Source organism: Schaalia hyovaginalis (genome assembly GCF_014208035.1).
Taxonomy (GTDB): Bacteria; Actinomycetota; Actinomycetes; order Actinomycetales; family Actinomycetaceae; genus Pauljensenia; species Pauljensenia hyovaginalis.
The window spans coordinates 2052265-2071271 of record NZ_JACHMK010000001.1 but is presented as its reverse complement, the minus strand read 5'-3'; the positions used below and the strand labels follow the sequence as shown (position 1 = coordinate 2071271).

The window sequence follows — 19007 nt, the reverse complement described above, 5'->3', positions numbered from 1 at the left end:
CGTTCTCACCGCGCCGATGAGGAGGAATCGTCAGACGCGGGTTCGTCGCCGGGCGAAGCCGCGCCTCCTTCGTCGGCGAGAACCCTCACGCGAGTGCCCTCGTCGATCCCGGAGACGACGGATCGGCCCTGCGTGCTTGTGAGGACCTCGACGGGGAGCAGGGTCCCGTCCTCGGAGATGAGCACCGTCTTCGCGTCGGCGTCGACGCGAAGAGCCGCAGTCGGCACGATCACGCCGGTGATCTCGGGGACGACGGTGATCGACGTCGGGAGTCCTTTCGCGCCTTCGACCCCGATGAGTGCGCATTCGTCGCCGCAGATCGAATCCGCGCCTTCGACGGGGACGAGCTGGGCTTTCGCCTCTGAGGTTTCCTCGTCGATCGTGATCGGACCGATGCGTGCGGCCCAGATGCTCGATCCCATCGCGATTGAGGCGGGCATTCCCGCGGAGATGATGGAGAGCTGCCCGCTCGGGATCGTCATCGTGAAGCGCGGCTCGGATTGGAGCGTCTTCGCGATCGCGTCTCCGACGCGGACGGGCATTCCGATATCGACGCCTTCCGCCCAAGTCAGGGCCGTCGGCACATGCGAGGTGAAGAGGAGGCGCCCGAGGGGGACGCTCGCCTCGTTTGCGAAGCCGAGCCCCATGTTCCAGTCGAGAACGGCATTCCTCGTCTGCGCTCCGAAGTTCCCGTCCTCGGCGAGGCCGTAGCCGCCGATCGTATTGAGGAATCCTTGGAGCTGAGCGACGTCGGGGCCCCTCATCCCCTCGGCGAGTTCCCTGTAGGCGGGGACCTCGCCGTGAGCGAGGACGACGGGGTTCATGTCGACCGTGTAGAGGAGGTCGCCGATCTGCTTGGGCTCCCCCTCGGCTGCGTCGAGCGAGGTCAGCGTGCCTTCGAGCTGGGTCGGCAGGGTCGTCCCGCTTGTTCGCTCAGCCGAGGCGTTGAGGGTGAGCATGCGGCCGAGTGTCCCCGTCTCTGCGGTGACGATCGCATAGGGGGAGGGCGTTTCGCTCGGAGTCGGGGGAGCGAGGAGGACGTGCAGCGACCACCCGCCGAGCGCTCCGAAGCACAGGAGGGCGAGCCCGGCGGCGAGAAAACGGGGGAGACGGCGGACGGCGGACATGCTCACTCCCACGGGCAGATGCCGTACAGCTCTTCGAAGGACCGGTATTCGCCGCCCGAATGTCCTTCGCCGACATCCCGGAGGGGGTCCCAGGTCGGGCGCCCGTTGAGAAGGTCATCAGTGAAGGATTCCTGCGTCGGCGGGTCCGAGATCGCGTAGTCCTCGGCTTCCAAGCAGGTCTTCAGCCGCAATCGGTCGGCGTACTTCGCCGCTGCGTATTCCGCTGTCAGCGGCGGGCTCGTCGGGCTGGGCCCCACGGCATGCGCGCATTCTCTGGCATCAGCGTTGAAGGCGGAGAATTGGCCGTCGATCCCGGCGAGGTCGAGGGCGACATTCGGCGTGTCGGGGGCGGTGACTGCGATCTCGGTCCACCCGCGGTCGTTGAGGCAGGAGGCGAATGCGGTGTTCCACTCCGTCACCTGCCGATTGAATTCATTGTCGTTCGCGGCGGGCGGAAGGCTTCCCGCCGAGTCGAAAACGGACAAATCGACATCTTCTGCCTCGCCCATTGAGGCTGAAGCCCCGCTTGATTCTGATGATTCGGGGCTGTAGCGGGTGAGGGGAGGCGAGTGGGTCTCCGGTGAAGAACACGCCCCGAGGACCGTCGCCAAGCAGAGTGCTGAGACCGCGACTGCAAACGGTTGTTTCACGAGTCAGTCCCTCCTCCGACTCCGCCCGCATCCACCGGGAATTGAAGGATCACCCTTCCCACCAGGCGCGAAGCCCTTGCGAGCGGGACTTCAGTGTCCTCATTGCTGAACCTCCCGTTTAAGTACGTGGCGGATGCGTCGGTGTCTCCGACGGAGGAGAGGCTATCGTCTTCGCTTGTGACGGTCGACACCTTCCTCGGTTTCGATTTGGTTTCGAAACCTCTCAATTCGGATGGTCGAGGTGCGGATGCCGCTGGCGGGGCGTGAGGGGAGACGAGTGTTGAGCGGGTGTCGGTGAGGTCTTCGAGGATTCACAGCCGTCTGGTCTACACTGGCCGCGGTCAAGCGGGGCCACCGTCAGGAAGGACATGGTTGTGAGAGTCAAGACCGCGGCATTGATCGCCGCCGCGTCGATCGGCGTGCTCGGACTGGGGGCCTGCACCGCCCAGCCCGGCACCGCAGTCAGTGTCAACGGGGTCGCCTACTCGGAAGCGGACATCACCCGCGGAGTCGAGGACTACGCGGCGCTCACCGGTAAGACCCTCGACCGCTCGACGGTGGTCCGTATGGTCCCCAATGCCCTCAAGCTCACCGAGCTCGCCGACGAGCTCGATCTCGCAGCGGGAGATGAAGAGGTCCAGGCCCACCTCGACGGCCTCGTGGCCTCCGGCAAGGTCGTGGCCCCCGAGGACGGGATCGGCAAGGTGCTGACCGAGATCCTGCGCTACACGGTCATCAATTCGCAGATCGGCGCCCTCGATGAGCAGACCGTCGCGGAGGCTCAGCAGAAGTTCCAGGAGATCGCCGCCTCCCAGCAGGTCGAGATCAATCCGCGCTACGGGAGCGCCCTGCCCGATGGGACCGCTGTTCCGCCCAGGTTCGGCGATGTCGTCGAACTGTCGGACCTCGCGGCCGCCGAAGGCGCCGAGGGCGTCCTCCCCCAGTAGGCGTGGCCCGGCGGGCGCCGGGTTCGAAGGATCCGCCCCGCCCTCGTCGACGAGGACGATCGGGCGGCTGTGATGCATCACTCCACCGGCCCGGGGCCCATCCGGGACCAATGTCGCGCCTGAGCGGATCCCTGTGCGCCCCTCGGCTGAAGGGCTGCAAGGATTCGCAGTTGGGCTAGGACTCGCGCCGCCGACGCACTATCGTTGGGAGCGACCAAGGTCCACGAAATTGATCGATTGGAGAATGACGTGGCAAGGATTGAGGCAATTGGAGCTCGCGAGATTCTCGACTCGCGCGGTAACCCGACCGTTGAGGTCGAGGTCATGCTCGAGGACGGCACCCTCTCGCGTGCATCCGTTCCCTCCGGCGCTTCCACCGGCGCCTTCGAGGCCGTTGAGCGCCGTGACGGCGACAAGGGCCGCTACCTCGGCAAGGGCGTCCAGGACGCCGTCGACGCGGTGACCGACGTCATCGCCCCCGAGCTCATCGACGAGGACGCCTCGGACCAGCGCGCCATCGATCAGGCCATGATCGACCTCGACGGCACCGACAACAAGGGCCGCCTCGGCGCGAACGCCATCCTCGGCGTCTCCCTCGCCGTCGCGCGCGCCGCCGCCGACTCGGCCGGCCTCCCGCTCTACCACTACCTCGGCGGACCGAACGCGCACATCCTTCCGGTCCCGATGATGAACATCCTCAACGGCGGCTCCCACGCGGACACCAACGTCGACATCCAGGAGTTCATGATCGCCCCCCTCGGCGCGCCGACCTTCCGCGATGCGCTCCGCTGGGGCGCCGAGGTGTACCACACCCTCAAGGCCGTCATCAAGGATCGCGGCCTCTCCACCGGCCTGGGCGACGAGGGCGGCTTCGCCCCGAACCTCGATTCGAACGCCGCTGCGCTCGACCTCATCATCGAGGCCATCGAGAAGGCCGGCTTCAAGCCCGGCCAGGATGTCGCGCTCGCGCTCGACGTCGCCTCGACCGAGTTCTTCAAGGACGGCCTCTACCAGTTCGAGGGCGAGGGCCGCCCGACCGAGTACATGGTCGACTACTACGAGAAGCTCATCTCGAACTACCCGCTCGTCTCCATCGAGGACCCGCTCTCCGAGGACGAATGGGACGCCTGGAAGTCGCTCACCGCGAAGATCGGCGGCCGCGTCCAGCTCGTCGGCGACGACCTCTTCGTCACCAACCCGGCCCGCCTGCGCAAGGGCATCGAGCTCGGCGCCGCGAACGCCCTCCTCGTGAAGGTGAATCAGATCGGTTCGCTCACCGAGACCCTCGACGCCGTCGAAGAGGCGCACCGCAACGGCTACCGTTCGATGACCTCGCACCGCTCCGGCGAGACCGAAGACACGACGATCGCCGACCTCGCGGTCGCGACCAACTCCGGCCAGATCAAGACCGGCGCCCCGGCCCGTTCCGAGCGCGTCGCGAAGTACAACCAGCTCCTCCGCATCGAGGAGGAGCTCGGCGATGCCGCGGTCTACGCGGGTCGTTCCTCCTTCCCGCGCTTCTCCTTCTGAGACGCGGGGCGGGACGCCTCCGCCTGACGCAACCCGGAGCCCCGGACCATCACGGTCCGGGGCTCCGGCCCTTTCCGCCCGGGGGCGCGGCGGGGCCGCGCGCCGACCGCCCGACCCGGTGAAGCGGGAGCGGCCCGGACCCCGGGCCCGTGCGTGTGCGCCTCGCGACTGCTCGGGGCGCGCCGGGGCTCCGATGCGACGCGAGGGCGCGCGTGGGGCACCATGGTCCCATGGCTTCTTCACCGCGCAACGGGCGTCCGCACGCCCCGAGACGACCCGCGGGTCAGAGCGACAATGCTCGACCCGCTGCGGCCGGGCGCACCGCTTCGTCGCGGCGCGGGGGCTTGTCCGGCGGCGCTCGTGCCTCGGGCGGGGAGCCCGCGGGAAATGCGGAGTCGTCATCGTCGAAGCGCTCGGCCGCTTCGGGCCGCACGCCCTCGTCCAGCCGTTCCTTCGCCTCGAATCGCCGTGCCCGCCAGACGCGCGCGCGTGCGACGACCGGGCCGCGCCAGCCGAAGAATCGGGATCAGAGGGAGCGCCGGGACTCGGCGCGTGAGCAGGGGCGCGCGTCGCGGGTCCGCGATGGGCGCACCTTCGTGGTCGGCGGCCTGGAGATCTCGACGCGCCTCCTGTCGGTGATACTCCTCGCGGGCGTCCTCGCCGTCCTCCTCGTTCCGAACCTGTACGCATGGTGGCGCCAGGAGCAAGAACTGCGCGACATCACGGCGCGCGTGCAGGCGGCCCAGGAGCGCAATGACGAGATGAAGCAGGAGCTCGACCTGTGGCAGAACCCGGACTACATCGCCTCCCAGGCCCGTGAACGGCTGGGGTACGTGAAGCCGGGCGAAACCCAGTTCACAGTCGTCGATCCGGGCGAGGACTATCAGGACGAGGCCCAGATCGCGGCGGCGCAGGCGCAGGGGCCGACTCGCCCGTGGGTGCAGGTGGTCGGTATCCTCCTCAAAGAAGCCGATTCGCCGCGCGAGTCGACCCCCGTTCCGGGTGCGGATGCGGGTCAGTCGGACGGATCGGGGTAGTCCGCACTCACGTCGCAGCAAGGGTCAGGCCTCGTTGAACCGGGCTGCTCGAAGCGAAGGAGGCTCCAGTGAGCACCGCTCCCGTCGATCCGGCAACGGAAGAGGACCTCGAGGTCCTGCGCGAACAGCTCGGCCGAGTGCCGAGGGGCGTCGTGGGGATCGCCGCGCGCTGCGTCTGCGGTCGTCCGACCGTCGTGATGACGGCTCCGCGCCTGGAGGACGGCAGCCCCTTCCCGACGACCTTCTACCTGACCTGCCCCCCGATCGTGAAGGCGTGTTCGACGCTGGAGGCCGAGCACGTCATGGAGGAGTACAACGCCCTGCTCGCCGAGGACGAGGGGGTGCGGGCGCGGTATGCGCAGGCGCATCACGACTACATCGCGCGCCGGGATCTCCTCGGCGAGGTCGAAGAGATCGCGGGGGTGTCCGCGGGCGGAATGCCTGAGCGCGTGAAGTGCCTGCACGCCCTCGTCGGTCACGCGCTTGCGGCGGGCCCCGGAGTGAATCCCATCGCGGATCGGGCCCTGGAAGTGATGGAGGAACGCGGAATGTGGAGCAGGGCGCGCTGTTCGTGCTGAACTGCCGACTGCCGGCGTGTGGGAGAATCTTCCGGTGACTCGTGTAGCTGGCATCGATTGCGGAACGAACTCCATCCGACTCCTCGTCGCGGACGCGCATAGGCGGGAGGACGGGTCCCTCGGGCTCACGGACCTCACCCGCCAGATGCGCATCGTCCGCCTCGGGCAGGGGGTCGATCGGAGCGGGCGCCTCGACCCGGCCGCGATCGATCGGACGATCGATGCCGTCGTCGAGTACGAGCGCATGATCCATCGTCTGGGCGCCACCGCGGTGCGTTTCGTGGCGACCTCGGCGACGAGGGACGCTAAGAACCGCCAGGAGTTCGTCGATGCCGTTCGCGCCGTGCTCGGCATCGAGCCCGAGGTCGTCGAGGGCACCGAGGAGGCCGCGCTGTCCTTCTCCGGCGCCGTGTCGGCGCTGGGGGCGGGCGAGCCCGTCCCGATGCTCGTCGTGGACATCGGCGGCGGTTCGACGGAGCTGGTCCTCGGCGACTCGAAGGTGCGTCAGGCGATCTCGGTCGACATGGGGGCCGTGCGCGTGACCGAGAAATTCTTCGCCCGGTGCCCCCCCGAGCAGGGGATCCCCGCCGAAGAGGAGGAGCGAGCCGCCGCCTGGATCGATGAGCAGCTCGACAACGCCGAAAGGGTGGTCGATCTGGACCGTGTGGCGACCCTCGTCGGCGTCGCCGGTACGGTGACGACCCTGACGGCGCAGGCCCTCGGATTGTCGACGTACCAGCCCGAGAAGATCCACGGGGCGCGTCTCGACCTGGCCCAGATCGACGAGGCCGTGCGCTTCATGATCGATCAGCCGGTCGCGGTGAAGGCCGCCCTCGGATTCATGCCCGACGGCCGTCAAGACGTCATCGCCGCCGGGGCCCTGATCTGGTCGAGGATCGTGCACCGCGTGGTCGAGCGCGCCGCGACGCGCGGCACGCGGATCACGAGCGCCTGCACCTCGGAGCACGACATCCTCGACGGCATCGCCATGTCGATCGCCGCCGATCGCGTCTGACCCGGGCGGGCCGGGCGGGGCTCATCGGGTCCGCACGGCGCCCGATGCCGGCGGTAACCGCTGCCCGAGGCTCGCTCGGAGCCCGTTCGGGCGCGCGCCGATCGTCCGGTCGCGTCCTCAAGTGCCCCCGGTCGGATTCGAACCGACACTGAGCCGATTTTAAGTCGGATGCCTCTGCCGTTGGGCTACGGGGGCGGCGGGCCGGATCGACCGCGCACGGGCCCCCACTGTAGCCCTTCGCCGCTCCCGCCGGCATCGCCGGCATCGCCTGTCTCGTCGGCAGTGCCGGCCTCAGCGGTCCTGCCGGCCCGACTGCCCCCTCGTCGCTCCCGCCGTTCGAGAGGCGTTCGCCTCGGCCCGGGGCGCCTCCTCTCGAGGGCCTCCCGGGCCCCTCCCGCCCCTTCCCGTTAGACTGGTCCGAGCCGCGAACGGAAGGATCTCTTCGATATGAGCCCCGCGAACGACCACGGGAAGCCCGTGCACGCCTCATCACCCGCCCCGCGGAAGAGGGGGGCTGCGGCATCCTCGATCGGAAGGGCTCGGGATCATCTTCTCGCCTTCCTCGCCGATGAGACGCGGGCGGGACTCCTCGTCATCGCGATCGCGATGATCGCCCTCCTGGTCTCGAATTCGCCCCTGGCTCACGCCTACGAGACCCTCTCTCACGCCCATTTCGGGCCTTCCGCGATCGGCCTGGACCTGTCGGTGCACGAGTGGGCCGCCGACGGGCTGCTCACGATCTTCTTCTTCGTCGTCGGTCTGGAACTGAAGACGGAGTTCGTGACGGGAGCCCTGCGGGACATGAAGGAAGCCGCGCTGCCGATGATCGCCGCGGCCTTCGGCATGGTCGGGCCTGCGCTCGTCTACACGGCCATTCAGGCCGCCTTCGGCTCCTCGGCGTGGAGCGGCTGGGCCGTTCCGACGGCCACCGACATCGCTTTCGCGGTCGCGATCCTGTCGATCTTCGGCAAAGGGCTGCCGCCGGCGGCCCGCACCTTCTTGTTGACGCTCGCGGTGGTCGATGACCTGTTGGCGATCATCGTCATCGCCGTGTTCTTCTCGTCCGGCTTGAACTTCCTCGCCCTCGGCGCGTCCCTCCTGGTCATCGCCGTTTTCGCCCTCGCGACCCGACGGAGCGTGCGCAGCCCCTGGCTGCTCATCCCGCTCGGCGTCGCGGCGTGGGCGCTCATGGCGAACTCGGGGGTGCACGCGACGATCGCGGGCGTCGCCCTGGGCCTGGTGGTCCCGGCCAAGCGCACGCGCGCAGGGCAGATGACCCACGACTTCGCCCATGCGGTGGGGCCCTGGTCGGCGGGCCTCGCCCTGCCGGTCTTCGCTTTCTTCGCCGCCGGCGTTCCGGTGCTGGGGGCCGAGGGCGGTGTTCTCGGAGCCCTGTCGGATCCGGTGACCTTCGGCATCGCGATCGCACTGCCCCTGGGCAAACTGGCGGGCATCTGGGGCTCGGTCGCGATCCTCACGCGCTTGACGAAGCTGCGACTCGGTCACGGAGTGGATCTGCCGGACGTTGCGGCGATGGCACTGCTCGCGGGCATCGGTTTCACCGTGGCGATGCTCATCGGCGGCTTGGCCTTCACCGACGAGGTCGCGGTCTTCCACGCCCGTTTCGGCGTCATCCTGGGGACCTTCGCCTCGGCGATCCTGGCGGCCCTCGCACTGAAGGCCCGCCTGCGGGTCAAGGCGCGCGGCGATGCGGCTTCGCACCCGAAGAGGATCCTGCGGCGCAGCAGGCGCCGGGGCGCGGCGCGCGGCTGATTCTCGCCGAGCCGAGGCCGATGGCGCATGGGACAATAGATCAGGTATCGACAACGAAATGAGGAGACCCCGTGTCCAACCCCGTCTTCAGCAAGCTTGAAAAAGAATGGGCGACGCAGCGTTTCACGCCCAACGGATACCCGACCATGCCCGGCTACACGCCGGGAGGGCATTCCGCGTCCGCCCCCGCTTCGACGTATCCGGATCAGGCCGGATCATCCTCGGCGCCCGCACAGACTTGGAACGCCCCGGGCTCTTACCCGGGTGCGACGGGTGGCTACCAGGGCCAGTCGACGGCCGACGACGCCTTCCCCCACATGGAGCAGACCTTCGCCTCCCCGGCGGCCGACGCCGTCGATCGCGGTCGGATGACCTATGACGACGTCATCGTGAAGTCCGGGATCTCGCTCGCCGTCCTCCTGGTCGGCGCGCTGGTCTCCTGGACGGCCGTCGTCACCGCCCCCGGCGTCGGCTTCATGCTCGTCCTGGCCGGGGTCATCGGCGGATTCGTCCTCGCGATGGTGAATTCCTTCTCGAAGACGATCCGCCCTGCCCTCGTCCTCGCCTACGCGGCATTCGAAGGCCTCGCACTGGGCGGTTTGAGCGCCGTCTTCGAGAACACCTATCCGGGCATCGTCATCCAGGCGCTCCTGGCGACCGCGGCCGTGTTCACCGTGACCCTCGCGCTGTTCGCGTCCGGGAAGGTCCGCAATTCCTCGAAGCTCATGAAGTTCACGCTCATCGGCCTCGTCGGCATCCTCGTGTACAGGATCCTCTCGATGATCCTCACCTTCACGGGCGTGATCTCCTCCGGCTTCGATTCGATGACGATCATGGGCGTCCCGCTGGGACTGGCCGTCGGCCTGCTCGCCGTCCTCATCGGGGCCTTCAGCCTCATTCAGGACTTCGACCAGGTGAAGGTCGGCGTGCAGCGGGGCGTTCCCGCGAAGTACGCGTGGGTGTGCACCTTCGGGATCCTCGTGACCGTCGTGTGGATGTACCTCGAGATCCTGCGACTCCTCGCCATCCTCCGCGACAACTGAATCCGAGCCCTCGACCCATCGACCCATTGAGGAGACCCATGGAGAACATCACGGTCACAGGAGAATTCGGCGATAAGCCGGCTCTCGCATTTGAGAACACGCCCTCCGACGAGCTCCTCATCGAGATCCTCAAGGAGGGCGACGGCCAGGTCGTCGAGCCGGGCGACACCATTCACTGCCACTACCTCGGTCAGGTCTTCGGCGGAGGGGTCTTCGACAACTCCTACGACCGCCGCCAGGCGCTGTCCTTCCAGATCGGTGTCGGCATGGTGATCCGGGGGTGGGATGACGGTCTGGTCGGACAGCGCGTCGGTTCGCGCGTCCTCCTGTCGATCCCGCCGGAGTACGGGTACGGCGCCCGCGGCGTCCCCCAGGCGGGGATCGGCGGCGGCGACACCCTGGTCTTCGTCACCGACATCCTCGGCGTCGCCTGAGCGCGCGGCCCTCGGGACGAGGGCTGAACCGCTGGACTGAACAAGAGGGGGGCGGGGTCCGACCGATCGGTCGGACCCCGCCCCCCCCGCACGCGCCCTTGCGCTCAGACGATCGGGCAGGGCACTCCGGTCCTGGCGTGGCACTCGTAGCCGTTGGGGTTCTTGTGGAGGTACTTCTGGTGGTACTCCTCGGCGTACCAGAAGGGGCCCGCCTCATCAGCGGGAGCGACCTGCGTCGCGATCGCGCCGAAGCCCTTCGCGTCGAGGGCGCCCTGGTAGGCCTCGCGGGCGCGAAGGGCCACGTCGAGCTGCTCGGGCGTCGAAGTCCAGATCGCGCCGCGGTACTGGGGGCCGAGGTCGTTGCCCTGACGATCGACCTGAGTCGGGTCGTGGATCTCGAAGAAGCGCGCGATGAGCTGCGCGGCGGAGGTCTGCGCGGTCGAATAGACGACCCGGACCGTTTCGGCGTGGCCGGTCGTGGAGGTGCAGACCTGCTCGTAGCTCGGGTTGTCGAGGTGACCCCCCATGTAGCCGGTCGCGGTTGCGACGACGCCGGGAGCATTCCAGAAGGCCTTATCGACTCCCCAGAAGCAGCCCGCGGCGAGGTACAGGACCTCTTCGCCCTCGCCGGGTTCATGGTCGATCGGGGCCGTGAGCGCCGGGGGAGCGGGCAGGAAGGAGGCGGAGCCGCCGAGTCCGAAGATGCGTGAATCCATGAGCCCATCGAAGCACTCATCCGTTGAGCGCGCACGGGCTGGCCCATCGGCGCGCCCGAGGCTGATCATCGGCGCTGCCGAAGCCGGGCATCGTCCGGTTCTGGGCGCGCATCGCGGGCAGCGGTGCCGCGCGATGCGGGGTGAGGGCCGCTCATCGCGGCGATCCTGCGAGCCTCGGGTAGCCTTGATGGGAGATGAGGAAAGAGGATGACCGATGAGTGACGACAACACCCGCATGAAGTGGCGCTTCGCGGAGATCTTCGAGCGCCTTGCGATGCAAGTGGGCGAGAGGCCCGCTGAGTCCGCGGAGGATCCGATGGAGTTCCGGCCGGGCGATCCTCTGGACCAGGACCGGGACGCCGCAGGCGCGGTGCCGTGGTCGCTGCGCGTGGCGGCGGCGCTCTCGTGGCGCGCGATCGTCGTCGCGGCGGCGGCGGCCGGCGTGATCTGGGGGGCGATGCGCCTGTCGGTCATCGTCATGCCGGTGGCGATCGCGCTCCTCCTCGCTGTGCTGCTCGAGCCCCTGGTCGGATGGCTGTCGAGCCGCTGGCGCTTCCCGCGGACACTGTCGGCCGCTCTCGGCCTGCTCATCATGATCGCGGTCGTCGTCGTCGCCCTGTCGCAGGCGGGCAATGAGATCTTCCAGCAGCTCCCCCGACTGTTCACGAAGGCGAGCGCCGGTGTGGACGAGCTGATGAAGTGGATCGAGAAGGGGCCGCTCAAGCTCGACATGACGGTGGTCAATCAGGGCCTGTCGACTGTTCAGGCGGAGATCACGCAGTGGGCCCAGGCGAACTCCTCGGTGCTGGCGACTTCGGCCCTCTCAGTGACCTCTTCGGTCGTGTCGATCCTGTCGTCCACCTTGATCATGCTCTTCTGCCTCTTCTTCTTCCTCAAGGAGGGCAGGACGATCTGGCTGTGGGTGGTTCGTCTCTTCCCCGCGCCTGCGCGCAGGCCCCTGCACGAATCGGCGATCCGCGGCTGGGTGACCCTGGGCTCGTACGTGCGCACGCAGATCCAGGTCGCGGCGATCGACGCTGCCGGTATCGGTTTGGGCGCGTTCTTCCTGGGACTGCCGATGGTCGTGCCGATCAGCGTCGTCGTGTTCTTCGCGTCCTTCGTTCCGATCGTGGGCGCCCTGGTGTCCGGCGCGATCGCCGTGCTGGTCGCCCTCGTCGATCAGGGCGTCACCGCGGGCGTCATCATGCTGGTCGTGATCCTCGCCGTTCAGCAGCTCGAGTCGAACATCCTGCAGCCGTTCCTCATGTCCCATGCGGTGTCGCTGCATCCGATGGCGGTGCTCCTGGTCGTCGCCGCCGCGGGTTCGGTTGCGGGCATTCCGGGTGCGGTCTTCGGCGTGCCGATCGCTGCCTTCTTGAACGCGACCTTCCTCTACCTGCACGGATATGATCCGATGCCCGAACTGGCGAAGGATCGCCAGCGGCCCGGGGGCCCGCCCGAGATGCTGGATGACCTCGTGAAGGCGTCGTACGCGGGCAAGGCCCTCCCGGGTTCGCCTGACGGCGGTGCCGCTGAGGGGGCGGGCAGCCCGGCGAAGGGCGAGTCGGCGTCCGCATCGTCTTCTTCTGATTCGCCGCGTGCCGAGGACGGTGCCGGGGCGGTCGGCGAGGACGGGGACAAGGAGCGGTAGTCCGGGCTCATCCCGGTCCCGCCTGGCCCGCGCCGGAGCTGCGGCTCGAGGGGGCGCCTGCGGCGCCTCGACCTCAGCCGACGAAGGGCTTGGCCTCGAGGATCTCGACCTTGATCTCGCGGCCGTTGGGGGCTTCGTAGGTGATCGTGTCACCGGTCTTGTGCCCGAGGACCGCCGCGCCGAGGGGGGCCGTCGAGGAGAAGACCTGGACCCCGAGGTCTCCGCCCGCGTCGCGCGAGCCCAGGAGGAAGGTCTGCTCGCGCCCGGCGACGAGCGCGGTCACGACCATGCCGGGTTCGACGATCCCGTCGTCTTCGGGGGTCTCGCCCACCTGGGCGTTCTCGAGCAGGGCCTGGAGGGCCTGGATGCGGGTCTCGTTCATCGACTGCTCGTTGCGCGCGGCGTGATAGCCGCCGTTCTCGCGGAGGTCGCCTTCCTGGCGCGCAGCATCGATGAGCTTGGCGATCTCGGCGCGCTTCACTTCGATGCGCTCGGCGAGTTCGCTCTTGAGCAGGTCGTACTGAGCCTGAGTGAGCCACTGGGTGTCGGCCATGGGGTACCTCCGATAGAAAAGGGCCGGCTCCGAGGGGTGCCGGCGTGCATGGGGCAGTGTATCAAGGCGGTCAGCGTATCAAGGCGCTCAGCCAAGCACGGCGATGTAGACGGCGACGCAGTGACAGGCCCATGCGAGGACTGTGAAGGAGTGGAAGAGCTCGTGGAATCCGAACCAGGTCGGTGAGGGGTCGGGCCGCTTCGTCGCGTAGACGATGGCGCCGAGCGTGTAGAGGAGGCCGCCGGAGACGAGGAGCCAGACGACGGCGGGCCCGCCCGCGGTCCAGAGCTGGGGGAGGTAGGCGATGGCCACCCATCCGAGCGCTACGTAGATGAGGGTTGCGAGCCATCGCGGGGCGCCGGGCCAGAAGATGTTGATGAGGATGCCGGCGGCGGCTCCGATCCAGACTGTGAGGAGGATGGTGAGCTGGTCGCGGCCGTGGATGAGGGCGACGGACAGGGGGGTGTAGGTGCCGGCGATGAGGAGGAAGATGTTCGAGTGGTCGAGGCGCTTCCAGAGGAGCTCCCAGTTGGGCTTCCAATAGAAGCGGTGGTAGGTCGCGGACACTCCGAAGAGGATGAGCGAGGATGCGAGGTAGACCGCTGAGGCCCATTTCTCGGCGACCGTGGGCGCCAGGCAGACGAGGACGATCGATGCGGCGAGCGAGAGCGGGGCGGCGACGAGGTGGAGCCATCCGCGCAGGTGCGGCTTGATCGCGATGAGCTGGTCGGGGAGCCATTTCATGGGGCGGAGTGAAGCGACCTTCATGTTCATCTCCCTGGCGAGAACGCTACTTACGTTTCCGTAGGTTACTACACCGTAGGTTCGTGTGCGAGGGATCCGGGCGATGATGGAGCTCCCGCGGGAGGGGCCGTGCGGGTACTCTGTGTGCGCGAGCCCGTTCGTGCTCGACAATCGACTCGGCCCGAGCGTGGCAAGGCCGAGCGGAAGGGAGGGGCCGTGGCCGCTTGGAATCTCGCCTACGATCTCTACGAGAAGCGGCTGCGGCGTCAGTTGCCGCCCGAGTCTATCCCCCGCCATATCGGCGTCATCCTCGACGGGAACCGCCGTTGGGCGAAGTCGCTCGGCGTGCAGCCCTCGCAGGGGCACCGCGCGGGGGCCGACAAGATCAGCGAGGTGCTCGGCTGGGCCGAAGAACTCGGAGTCGAGATCGTCACCCTCTGGATGCTGTCGACCGACAATCTCTCGCGCTCTTCCGCTGAGCTCGACGAACTCCTCGGAATCATCGCGGATGCGGTGGATCGGCTCGCCAGGCGCGGCCGTTGGCGCTTGGCCGTCGTGGGCGATCTCGGTCTGCTGCCCGGCCCGATCGCCGAGAGGATCCGCGCTTCGGTGCGGGCGACCTCGAGCATTCAGGGGCTGTGCGTGAACATCGCCGTCGGCTACGGCGGTCGCCATGAGATCACCGAGGCCGTCCGCGCCATCCTGTCCGACGCGATCGCCTCGGGCCGAAGCCTGGAGGATCTCGAGGCGGAGCTGTCGGATGCGGACATCACCGCGCACCTCTACACGAAGGACCAGCCCGATCCCGACCTGGTGATCCGGACCTCCGGGGAGCAGCGCCTCTCGGGCTTCATGATCTGGCAGTCCGTGCATTCGGAGTACTACTTCTGCGAGGCCTACTGGCCCGACTTCCGCCGCGTCGACTTCCTGCGCGCGCTGAGGTCGTACGGCCAGCGCGAACGCCGCCTCGGACGCTGAGCGCCCATCGCTCCTGCCCATCGCTCCTGCCCATCGCGGCGGTCCTCCTCCCGGCGATCCGGATGACGAGGGCGGGGCCCGCGCGGGGGAAGCCGGGAAGCGCCGCGAAGCGGCGCGGGTCCGCACGCAAGAGGGCCGCCCCGGAATCCGGGGCGGCCCTTGGCACTGGTCGAGGCGCTCAGTCGAGTTCGTCGGCCCACGGCGGGTTGGCACCCGCGCGGGAGACCGTGACGTCGGAGACGCGCGAAGCGCGGTCGAGGATGGTCTTCACCGATTCACGGTCGATCGCGGCCAGGGCGTCCCGGGCGGGGGCGCCGCGCAGGCCGAGCCCCCACATGGCGTCGAGGATCCCGCCCATGAAGGAGTCCCCCGCGCCCACCGTGTCGACGACCTTCACCTTCTCCGGGGTCACCTCGTAGCGGACGCCCGAGGCCGAGACCGCGAGGCCGCCCTTCTTGCCGCGCGTGACGATGATGAGGCGCGGGCCGAGTGCGAGCCAACGGGCGATCACGGATTCGACGTCTTCGCCCCGGGTGAGCCATTCGATGTCCTCGTCGGACACCTTGACGACATCGGCTGCGGCGACGAACTTCTCGACCAGGGGCAGAGCGGCTTCGGGCGTTCCCATGACGGCGGGCCGCGCATTGGGGTCGAAGGTCACGAGCGCGTGCGGACGAGCGGCGAGCATGGCCTCGTACACGGCCGTGGCACCGGGCTCGACGGCTGCGGAGATCGAGCCCGCATGCACGATGAGGGCGGTTTCGGCGATGGGGATCGGCGGAGTCGGATTCCAGTCGAAATCGAAGGTGTAGGAGGCCGCGCCGTTCTCGTCGATGAGGGCGTTCGCGGTCGTCGTCCGGGTGGCGCCCTTCGACTCGGGCGTGATGACGACCTTCGAGGCGGAGAAATGCTCTTCGATGACGCGGCCCCTCGGGTCATCCGCGTACCAGGTGGACAGGGCGACCGGGCGCCCGAGTCGTCCGAGGGTCATCGCCACGTTCGCCGGCGAGCCGCCGGGGATCTCCTTCGCGTCCTCGGGGTGCGAGGCGGGGGTGACGATATCGATGAGGGCCTCGCCGATGGCGAGGATGTGCGGCTCGGTGGCGAGGTCCATGTCGCGTCCTTCCTTGGGCGGCGGAGGCGCCGCAATGCGTTCAGTCTAATCGGCGAACCCGCCCCCGTGAGGCGCTGAGAGGGCGAAAACGGCCCGGGGCATCTCGGATCCGGGCGCCCCGGGATCGCGAAGGGCCTCAGTCCTCCCGGGGGCCCGTTTCGGACGACTGGACCCGGACAAGGCGCTGCTGGGCGGAATCGAGGATCGAACGGCAGTGCGCCGCCAGAGCCTCACCGCGCTCCCAGAGGGCGAGGGTGTCCTCGAGGGGGGCCTGCCCGGATTCGAGGGCCCGCACGATCCCGACGAGTTCGTCGCGCGCCTGCTCATACCCGAGGGCGGAGATTTCGGGGTTGTCGCTGGCCACATGTCCTCCTAGGTGTTGGGGTGCTCCCCCGGAAGGGGAAGCGGTCTGCATTATTCGTCAATTGACGAGGGCGCGACGGGCCGAGTCGTCCCGACGACTTGGGCGACGAGGCGCCCTCGGGCGAGGACGCCCTCGATCAGAGCGCCCTTGCCCACTTCGGCCGCGTCCCTGATCAGGGCGCCGTTGGGAAGCTTGAGCATCGCGTATCCGCGATCGAGGGTGCCCTGCGGGGACAGGGCGGCGAGCGAAGCGCGGGCGCGGACGAGCTCCTGGGACTCGCTCGCGAGGCGCCGCTCAACGGCCCTGCGCATGGCCTCCGTGCCGCGGGAGAGCTGATCCCCGTACGAATCGAGAACGGCGTCGGGACTGAGCAGGACGGGTCTGCTCGTGACGAGGGCCAGCTCCTGAGCCTCCCGTGTCAGCCGCGCGCCGAGCGCGGCCCGCATCCGGGATCGGCACTGGGAGATCCCCTCGCTCTCCACCGCGAAATCCGGGACGATGCGACGCGCCGCGTCGGTCGGAGTCGACGCGCGGTAGTCGGCCACCAGATCGAGGAGGGGAGCATCGCCCTCGTGACCGATGGCCGAGACGATCGGCGTCGAGGCCGAAGCCGCCGCGCGCACCAGCGCCTCTTCGGAGAAGGGCAGGAGGTCTTCGACCGAACCGCCGCCGCGGGCGATGATGATGACGTCGATGCTCTCGATGGCGTCGAGCTCTCCGAGCGCGCGGGTCACCTCGGGCACCGCCCGGTCGCCCTGGACGGCGACCTCGCGGATCTCGAAACGGGCGCCGGGCCAGCGCGCACTCGCGTTCACCAGTACGTCATCCTTCGCCTTCGCATTGCGACCGCAGATCAGACCGATCGTGCGCGGCAGGAAGGGGAGGGGCTTCTTGCGCTCCGCGTCGAACAGGCCCTCCTCGGCGAGGCGGCGCCGAGTCTGCTCGATGCGGGCGAGCAGATCGCCGAGTCCCGCGACATGAACCTCTTCAGCGCGCAGGTTCAGCGTGCCGCGGCGCTCCCAGAACACGGGCTTCACGCGGGTCACGACGCGCGCGCCCTCGGTGAAGGCTGGGCCCGAGGCGTCGAGCATCGACGGCCAGGCGGTCACGGTCATCGAGGTGTCGGTCTCGACGTCGCGGAGCACGAAGAAGGCCATCTTCGTCCCGGGCCGCGGCTTGTATTCGACGACCTGGCCCTCCACCCACAGGGTCGACATCCTGTCGACGTAGATCTTGATGTTCTCGGTGAGCCTGCGCAAGGGCCACGGGTTGTCGCGCGTCGTATCGGCGGCCTTCGCGGCGGGGGGCTGGTTGTGCACCCGTCAAGCATGCCACAGGGCGCCGCCATCTCCGCTCCTCCTCAGCCTCGAGGGCCCGCCCGTGAACCCCGTGAGCCGACCCGCGGGCGGACCTGCGGGCGGAGCGCGGCGACGGGCGGGAGCCCCCGGAAGGCGATGGCCTTGAGCATCCGCGGTCCGGGCGCGCAGGCGAGGACGGGCGGCATCCGGGGCCTCCGGCTAGATTGGAGCCCATGAATGACACGATCACCGACCGCATCGGCGGCTCGACTCCTGCGCCCTCGGGCGTGCCCGTCTCATCGGGGAGCCCTGCCCTCGACTCCGCGGCCCTCGACGGAAGCGGGCGGATCCTCCTGGCGGCCCCGCGGGGGTATTGCGCGGGCGTCGATCGCGCGGTCGATGTCGTGGAGAAGGCGCTCGACCTGTACGGAGCCCCCGTGTACGTCCGCAAGGAGATCGTCCACAACAAGTACGTCGTGGAGTCGCTGAGCAAGCGCGGCGCCGTTTTCGTTCAGGAAGTCGACGAGGTTCCCGAGGGCGCGCGTGTCGTCTTCTCGGCCCACGGCGTGTCGCCTCAAGTGCATGAGAGGGCCGAGGCCCGCGGTCTCGCCTCGATCGATGCGACGTGCCCGCTGGTGACGAAGGTCCACCGTGAGGCCGTGCGCTTCGCGAAGGAGGATTACGACATCATCCTCGTGGGCCATCAGGGGCACGAGGAGGTCGAGGGGACCTTCGGCGAGGCGCCCGCGCATATCCAGGTGGTCGGCACTCCCGATGAGGTGGACCGGGTCGAGGTCCGGGATCCGTCCCGGGTCGTGTGGATCTCTCAGACGACCCTGTCCGTCGATGAGACCCGTGAGACCGTTGAGCGCCTGCGCCGCCGCTTCCCCGAGCTCATCGATCCGCCCTCGGATGACATCTGCTATGCGACGCAGAACCGCCAGGTCGCGGTGAAGACCATCGCCCCCGGCGTCGATGTGATGATCGTCGTGGGTTCGGCGAACTCGTCGAACTCGGTGCGGCTGGTGGAGGTCGCCCTGGAGGCGGGCGCGGGTTCGGCATACCGGGTCGATATGGCATCCGAGCTGCAAGAATCCTGGTTCGACGGGGCCAGTGTCGTCGGTCTGACCTCGGGTGCGTCCGTGCCGGAGATCCTCGTCCGCGAGGTCGTCCAATGGTTGCAGGCGCGCGGCTTCCCGACGGTTGAAGAGGTCCGGACTGAGACGGAGACGACGACCTTCGCCCTGCCGAGGAACCTGCGCTCGGAACTCGCCGCGCACGGCCTCGCCGACGGCAGGCCTCACGCCCCGCGCAAGGCCGGGCCGGATCACACGAGCTGAAAAGCCGGGCGCGAGGGTGCCTCTCGGCTGATTCGGCGGGTTCCAGCCCTGCCGATCCCGCAGTGTGGTTCTCGTATGTGGGGTTGGCCCTTTGTGTGCGGGCTTGGCGGGCTCA

At 68.7% G+C, this 19007-nt stretch carries 19 protein-coding genes and 1 tRNA gene; 11 read left to right on the top strand and 9 right to left on the bottom strand.

What is annotated here, in order from left to right; translation table 11 throughout:
• Window positions 1–5 precede the first annotated feature (5 nt).
• Together HD592_RS09120 and HD592_RS09115 are read right to left on the bottom strand one after the other, a co-directional pair.
• Window positions 6–1127 (bottom strand): peptidoglycan-binding protein, encoded by a 1122-nt coding sequence (locus HD592_RS09120; RefSeq protein WP_184453543.1) that lies wholly within the window; start codon window positions 1125–1127, stop codon window positions 6–8.
• A gap of 2 nt (window positions 1128–1129) precedes the next feature.
• On the bottom strand, window positions 1130–1546 hold the full coding sequence (locus HD592_RS09115; protein ID WP_184453541.1) for a hypothetical protein: 417 nt from the start codon (window positions 1544–1546) through the stop codon (window positions 1130–1132).
• A 605-nt stretch (window positions 1547–2151) separates the two neighbouring features.
• On the opposite strand from HD592_RS09115, the gene HD592_RS09110 reads away from it, so the two are divergent.
• The 5 genes from HD592_RS09110 (at window position 2152) to HD592_RS09090 (ending at window position 6884) form a co-directional block, all read left to right on the top strand.
• On the top strand, window positions 2152–2724 hold the full coding sequence (locus tag HD592_RS09110; protein ID WP_184453539.1) for a hypothetical protein: 573 nt from the start codon (window positions 2152–2154) through the stop codon (window positions 2722–2724).
• Window positions 2725–2973: 249 nt separating this feature from the next.
• Window positions 2974–4254: a phosphopyruvate hydratase gene (eno, locus tag HD592_RS09105; RefSeq protein ID WP_184453538.1), complete on the top strand. Its 1281-nt coding sequence runs from the start codon at window positions 2974–2976 to the stop codon at window positions 4252–4254.
• Between the two features lie 230 nt (window positions 4255–4484).
• Complete coding sequence (locus HD592_RS09100) at window positions 4485–5291, top strand: FtsB family cell division protein (protein WP_184453536.1); 807 nt, start codon at window positions 4485–4487, stop codon at window positions 5289–5291.
• A gap of 68 nt (window positions 5292–5359) precedes the next feature.
• Window positions 5360–5869 carry a DUF501 domain-containing protein gene (locus HD592_RS09095; RefSeq protein WP_184453534.1) on the top strand — a complete coding sequence of 170 codons (510 nt, stop codon included), beginning with the start codon at window positions 5360–5362 and terminating at the stop codon, window positions 5867–5869.
• Window positions 5870–5903: 34 nt separating this feature from the next.
• The gene (locus HD592_RS09090; protein ID WP_184453532.1) at window positions 5904–6884 is read left to right on the top strand and encodes a Ppx/GppA phosphatase family protein; all 981 of its coding nucleotides are present in this window, start codon (window positions 5904–5906) and stop codon (window positions 6882–6884) included.
• Between the two features lie 122 nt (window positions 6885–7006).
• Here HD592_RS09090 and HD592_RS09085 read toward each other — a convergent pair.
• Window positions 7007–7079: transfer RNA gene (locus HD592_RS09085), tRNA-Leu, on the bottom strand.
• A gap of 252 nt (window positions 7080–7331) precedes the next feature.
• On the opposite strand from HD592_RS09085, the gene nhaA reads away from it, so the two are divergent.
• From nhaA to HD592_RS09070, 3 genes are all read left to right on the top strand, one after another.
• Complete coding sequence (gene nhaA / locus HD592_RS09080) at window positions 7332–8657, top strand: Na+/H+ antiporter NhaA (RefSeq protein ID WP_184453530.1); 1326 nt, start codon at window positions 7332–7334, stop codon at window positions 8655–8657.
• A gap of 71 nt (window positions 8658–8728) precedes the next feature.
• A complete protein-coding gene (locus HD592_RS09075; RefSeq protein ID WP_184453528.1) occupies window positions 8729–9700 on the top strand; it encodes a Bax inhibitor-1/YccA family membrane protein in 972 nt (323 codons plus the stop codon).
• A gap of 38 nt (window positions 9701–9738) precedes the next feature.
• The gene (locus tag HD592_RS09070) at window positions 9739–10134 is read left to right on the top strand and encodes an FKBP-type peptidyl-prolyl cis-trans isomerase (protein ID WP_184453525.1); all 396 of its coding nucleotides are present in this window, start codon (window positions 9739–9741) and stop codon (window positions 10132–10134) included.
• A 104-nt stretch (window positions 10135–10238) separates the two neighbouring features.
• Here HD592_RS09070 and msrA read toward each other — a convergent pair whose 3' ends face one another.
• A complete protein-coding gene (gene msrA, locus HD592_RS09065; protein ID WP_184453524.1) occupies window positions 10239–10850 on the bottom strand; it encodes a peptide-methionine (S)-S-oxide reductase MsrA in 612 nt (203 codons plus the stop codon).
• A gap of 214 nt (window positions 10851–11064) precedes the next feature.
• Here msrA and HD592_RS09060 point away from each other — a divergent pair, with 214 nt between their 5' ends.
• Window positions 11065–12501, top strand: a complete 1437-nt coding sequence (locus HD592_RS09060) for an AI-2E family transporter (protein ID WP_184453523.1) — start codon at window positions 11065–11067, stop codon at window positions 12499–12501.
• A gap of 73 nt (window positions 12502–12574) precedes the next feature.
• Here HD592_RS09060 and greA read toward each other — a convergent pair whose 3' ends face one another.
• Window positions 12575–13054: a transcription elongation factor GreA gene (gene greA, locus HD592_RS09055; RefSeq protein ID WP_154476427.1), complete on the bottom strand. Its 480-nt coding sequence runs from the start codon at window positions 13052–13054 to the stop codon at window positions 12575–12577.
• 87 nt (window positions 13055–13141) lie between these two features.
• A complete protein-coding gene (gene trhA / locus HD592_RS09050; protein ID WP_184453522.1) occupies window positions 13142–13822 on the bottom strand; it encodes a PAQR family membrane homeostasis protein TrhA in 681 nt (226 codons plus the stop codon).
• Between the two features lie 192 nt (window positions 13823–14014).
• Between trhA and HD592_RS09045 the strand changes: the two genes are divergently transcribed.
• A complete protein-coding gene (locus HD592_RS09045; RefSeq protein ID WP_184453520.1) occupies window positions 14015–14776 on the top strand; it encodes an isoprenyl transferase in 762 nt (253 codons plus the stop codon).
• A gap of 178 nt (window positions 14777–14954) precedes the next feature.
• Here the strand turns inward: HD592_RS09045 and HD592_RS09040 are convergent, their stop codons facing one another.
• The 3 genes from HD592_RS09040 to xseA all read right to left on the bottom strand — a co-directional run bounded on the left by HD592_RS09040 (window position 14955) and on the right by xseA (window position 17573).
• A complete protein-coding gene (locus HD592_RS09040) occupies window positions 14955–15890 on the bottom strand; it encodes a carbohydrate kinase family protein (protein WP_184453517.1) in 936 nt (311 codons plus the stop codon).
• A gap of 136 nt (window positions 15891–16026) precedes the next feature.
• Window positions 16027–16254: an exodeoxyribonuclease VII small subunit gene (locus tag HD592_RS09035; RefSeq protein ID WP_277299572.1), complete on the bottom strand. Its 228-nt coding sequence runs from the start codon at window positions 16252–16254 to the stop codon at window positions 16027–16029.
• A 50-nt stretch (window positions 16255–16304) separates the two neighbouring features.
• The gene (xseA, locus tag HD592_RS09030; RefSeq protein ID WP_184453513.1) at window positions 16305–17573 is read right to left on the bottom strand and encodes an exodeoxyribonuclease VII large subunit; all 1269 of its coding nucleotides are present in this window, start codon (window positions 17571–17573) and stop codon (window positions 16305–16307) included.
• Window positions 17574–17785: 212 nt separating this feature from the next.
• Here xseA and HD592_RS09025 point away from each other — a divergent pair, with 212 nt between their 5' ends.
• A complete protein-coding gene (locus HD592_RS09025; RefSeq protein ID WP_184453511.1) occupies window positions 17786–18892 on the top strand; it encodes a 4-hydroxy-3-methylbut-2-enyl diphosphate reductase in 1107 nt (368 codons plus the stop codon).
• The last annotated feature ends 115 nt before the right edge of the window (window positions 18893–19007 follow it).

Bases quoted from the DNA above. Each gene is read 5' to 3' on its own strand.
- HD592_RS09120 (WP_184453543.1), bottom strand. From the start codon at position 1,127: ATGTCCGCCGTCCGCCGTCTCCCCCGTTTTCTCGCCGCCGGGCTCGCC.
- HD592_RS09040 (WP_184453517.1), bottom strand. From the start codon at position 15,890: ATGGACCTCGCCACCGAGCCGCACATCCTCGCCATCGGCGAGGCCCTC.
- HD592_RS09025 (WP_184453511.1), top strand. From the start codon at position 17,786: ATGAATGACACGATCACCGACCGCATCGGCGGCTCGACTCCTGCGCCC.
- HD592_RS09070 (WP_184453525.1), top strand. From the start codon at position 9,739: ATGGAGAACATCACGGTCACAGGAGAATTCGGCGATAAGCCGGCTCTC.
- nhaA (WP_184453530.1), top strand. From the start codon at position 7,332: ATGAGCCCCGCGAACGACCACGGGAAGCCCGTGCACGCCTCATCACCC.
- greA (WP_154476427.1), bottom strand. From the start codon at position 13,054: ATGGCCGACACCCAGTGGCTCACTCAGGCTCAGTACGACCTGCTCAAG.
- HD592_RS09060 (WP_184453523.1), top strand. From the start codon at position 11,065: ATGAGTGACGACAACACCCGCATGAAGTGGCGCTTCGCGGAGATCTTC.
- msrA (WP_184453524.1), bottom strand. From the start codon at position 10,850: ATGGATTCACGCATCTTCGGACTCGGCGGCTCCGCCTCCTTCCTGCCC.
- trhA (WP_184453522.1), bottom strand. From the start codon at position 13,822: ATGAAGGTCGCTTCACTCCGCCCCATGAAATGGCTCCCCGACCAGCTC.
- HD592_RS09100 (WP_184453536.1), top strand. From the start codon at position 4,485: ATGGCTTCTTCACCGCGCAACGGGCGTCCGCACGCCCCGAGACGACCC.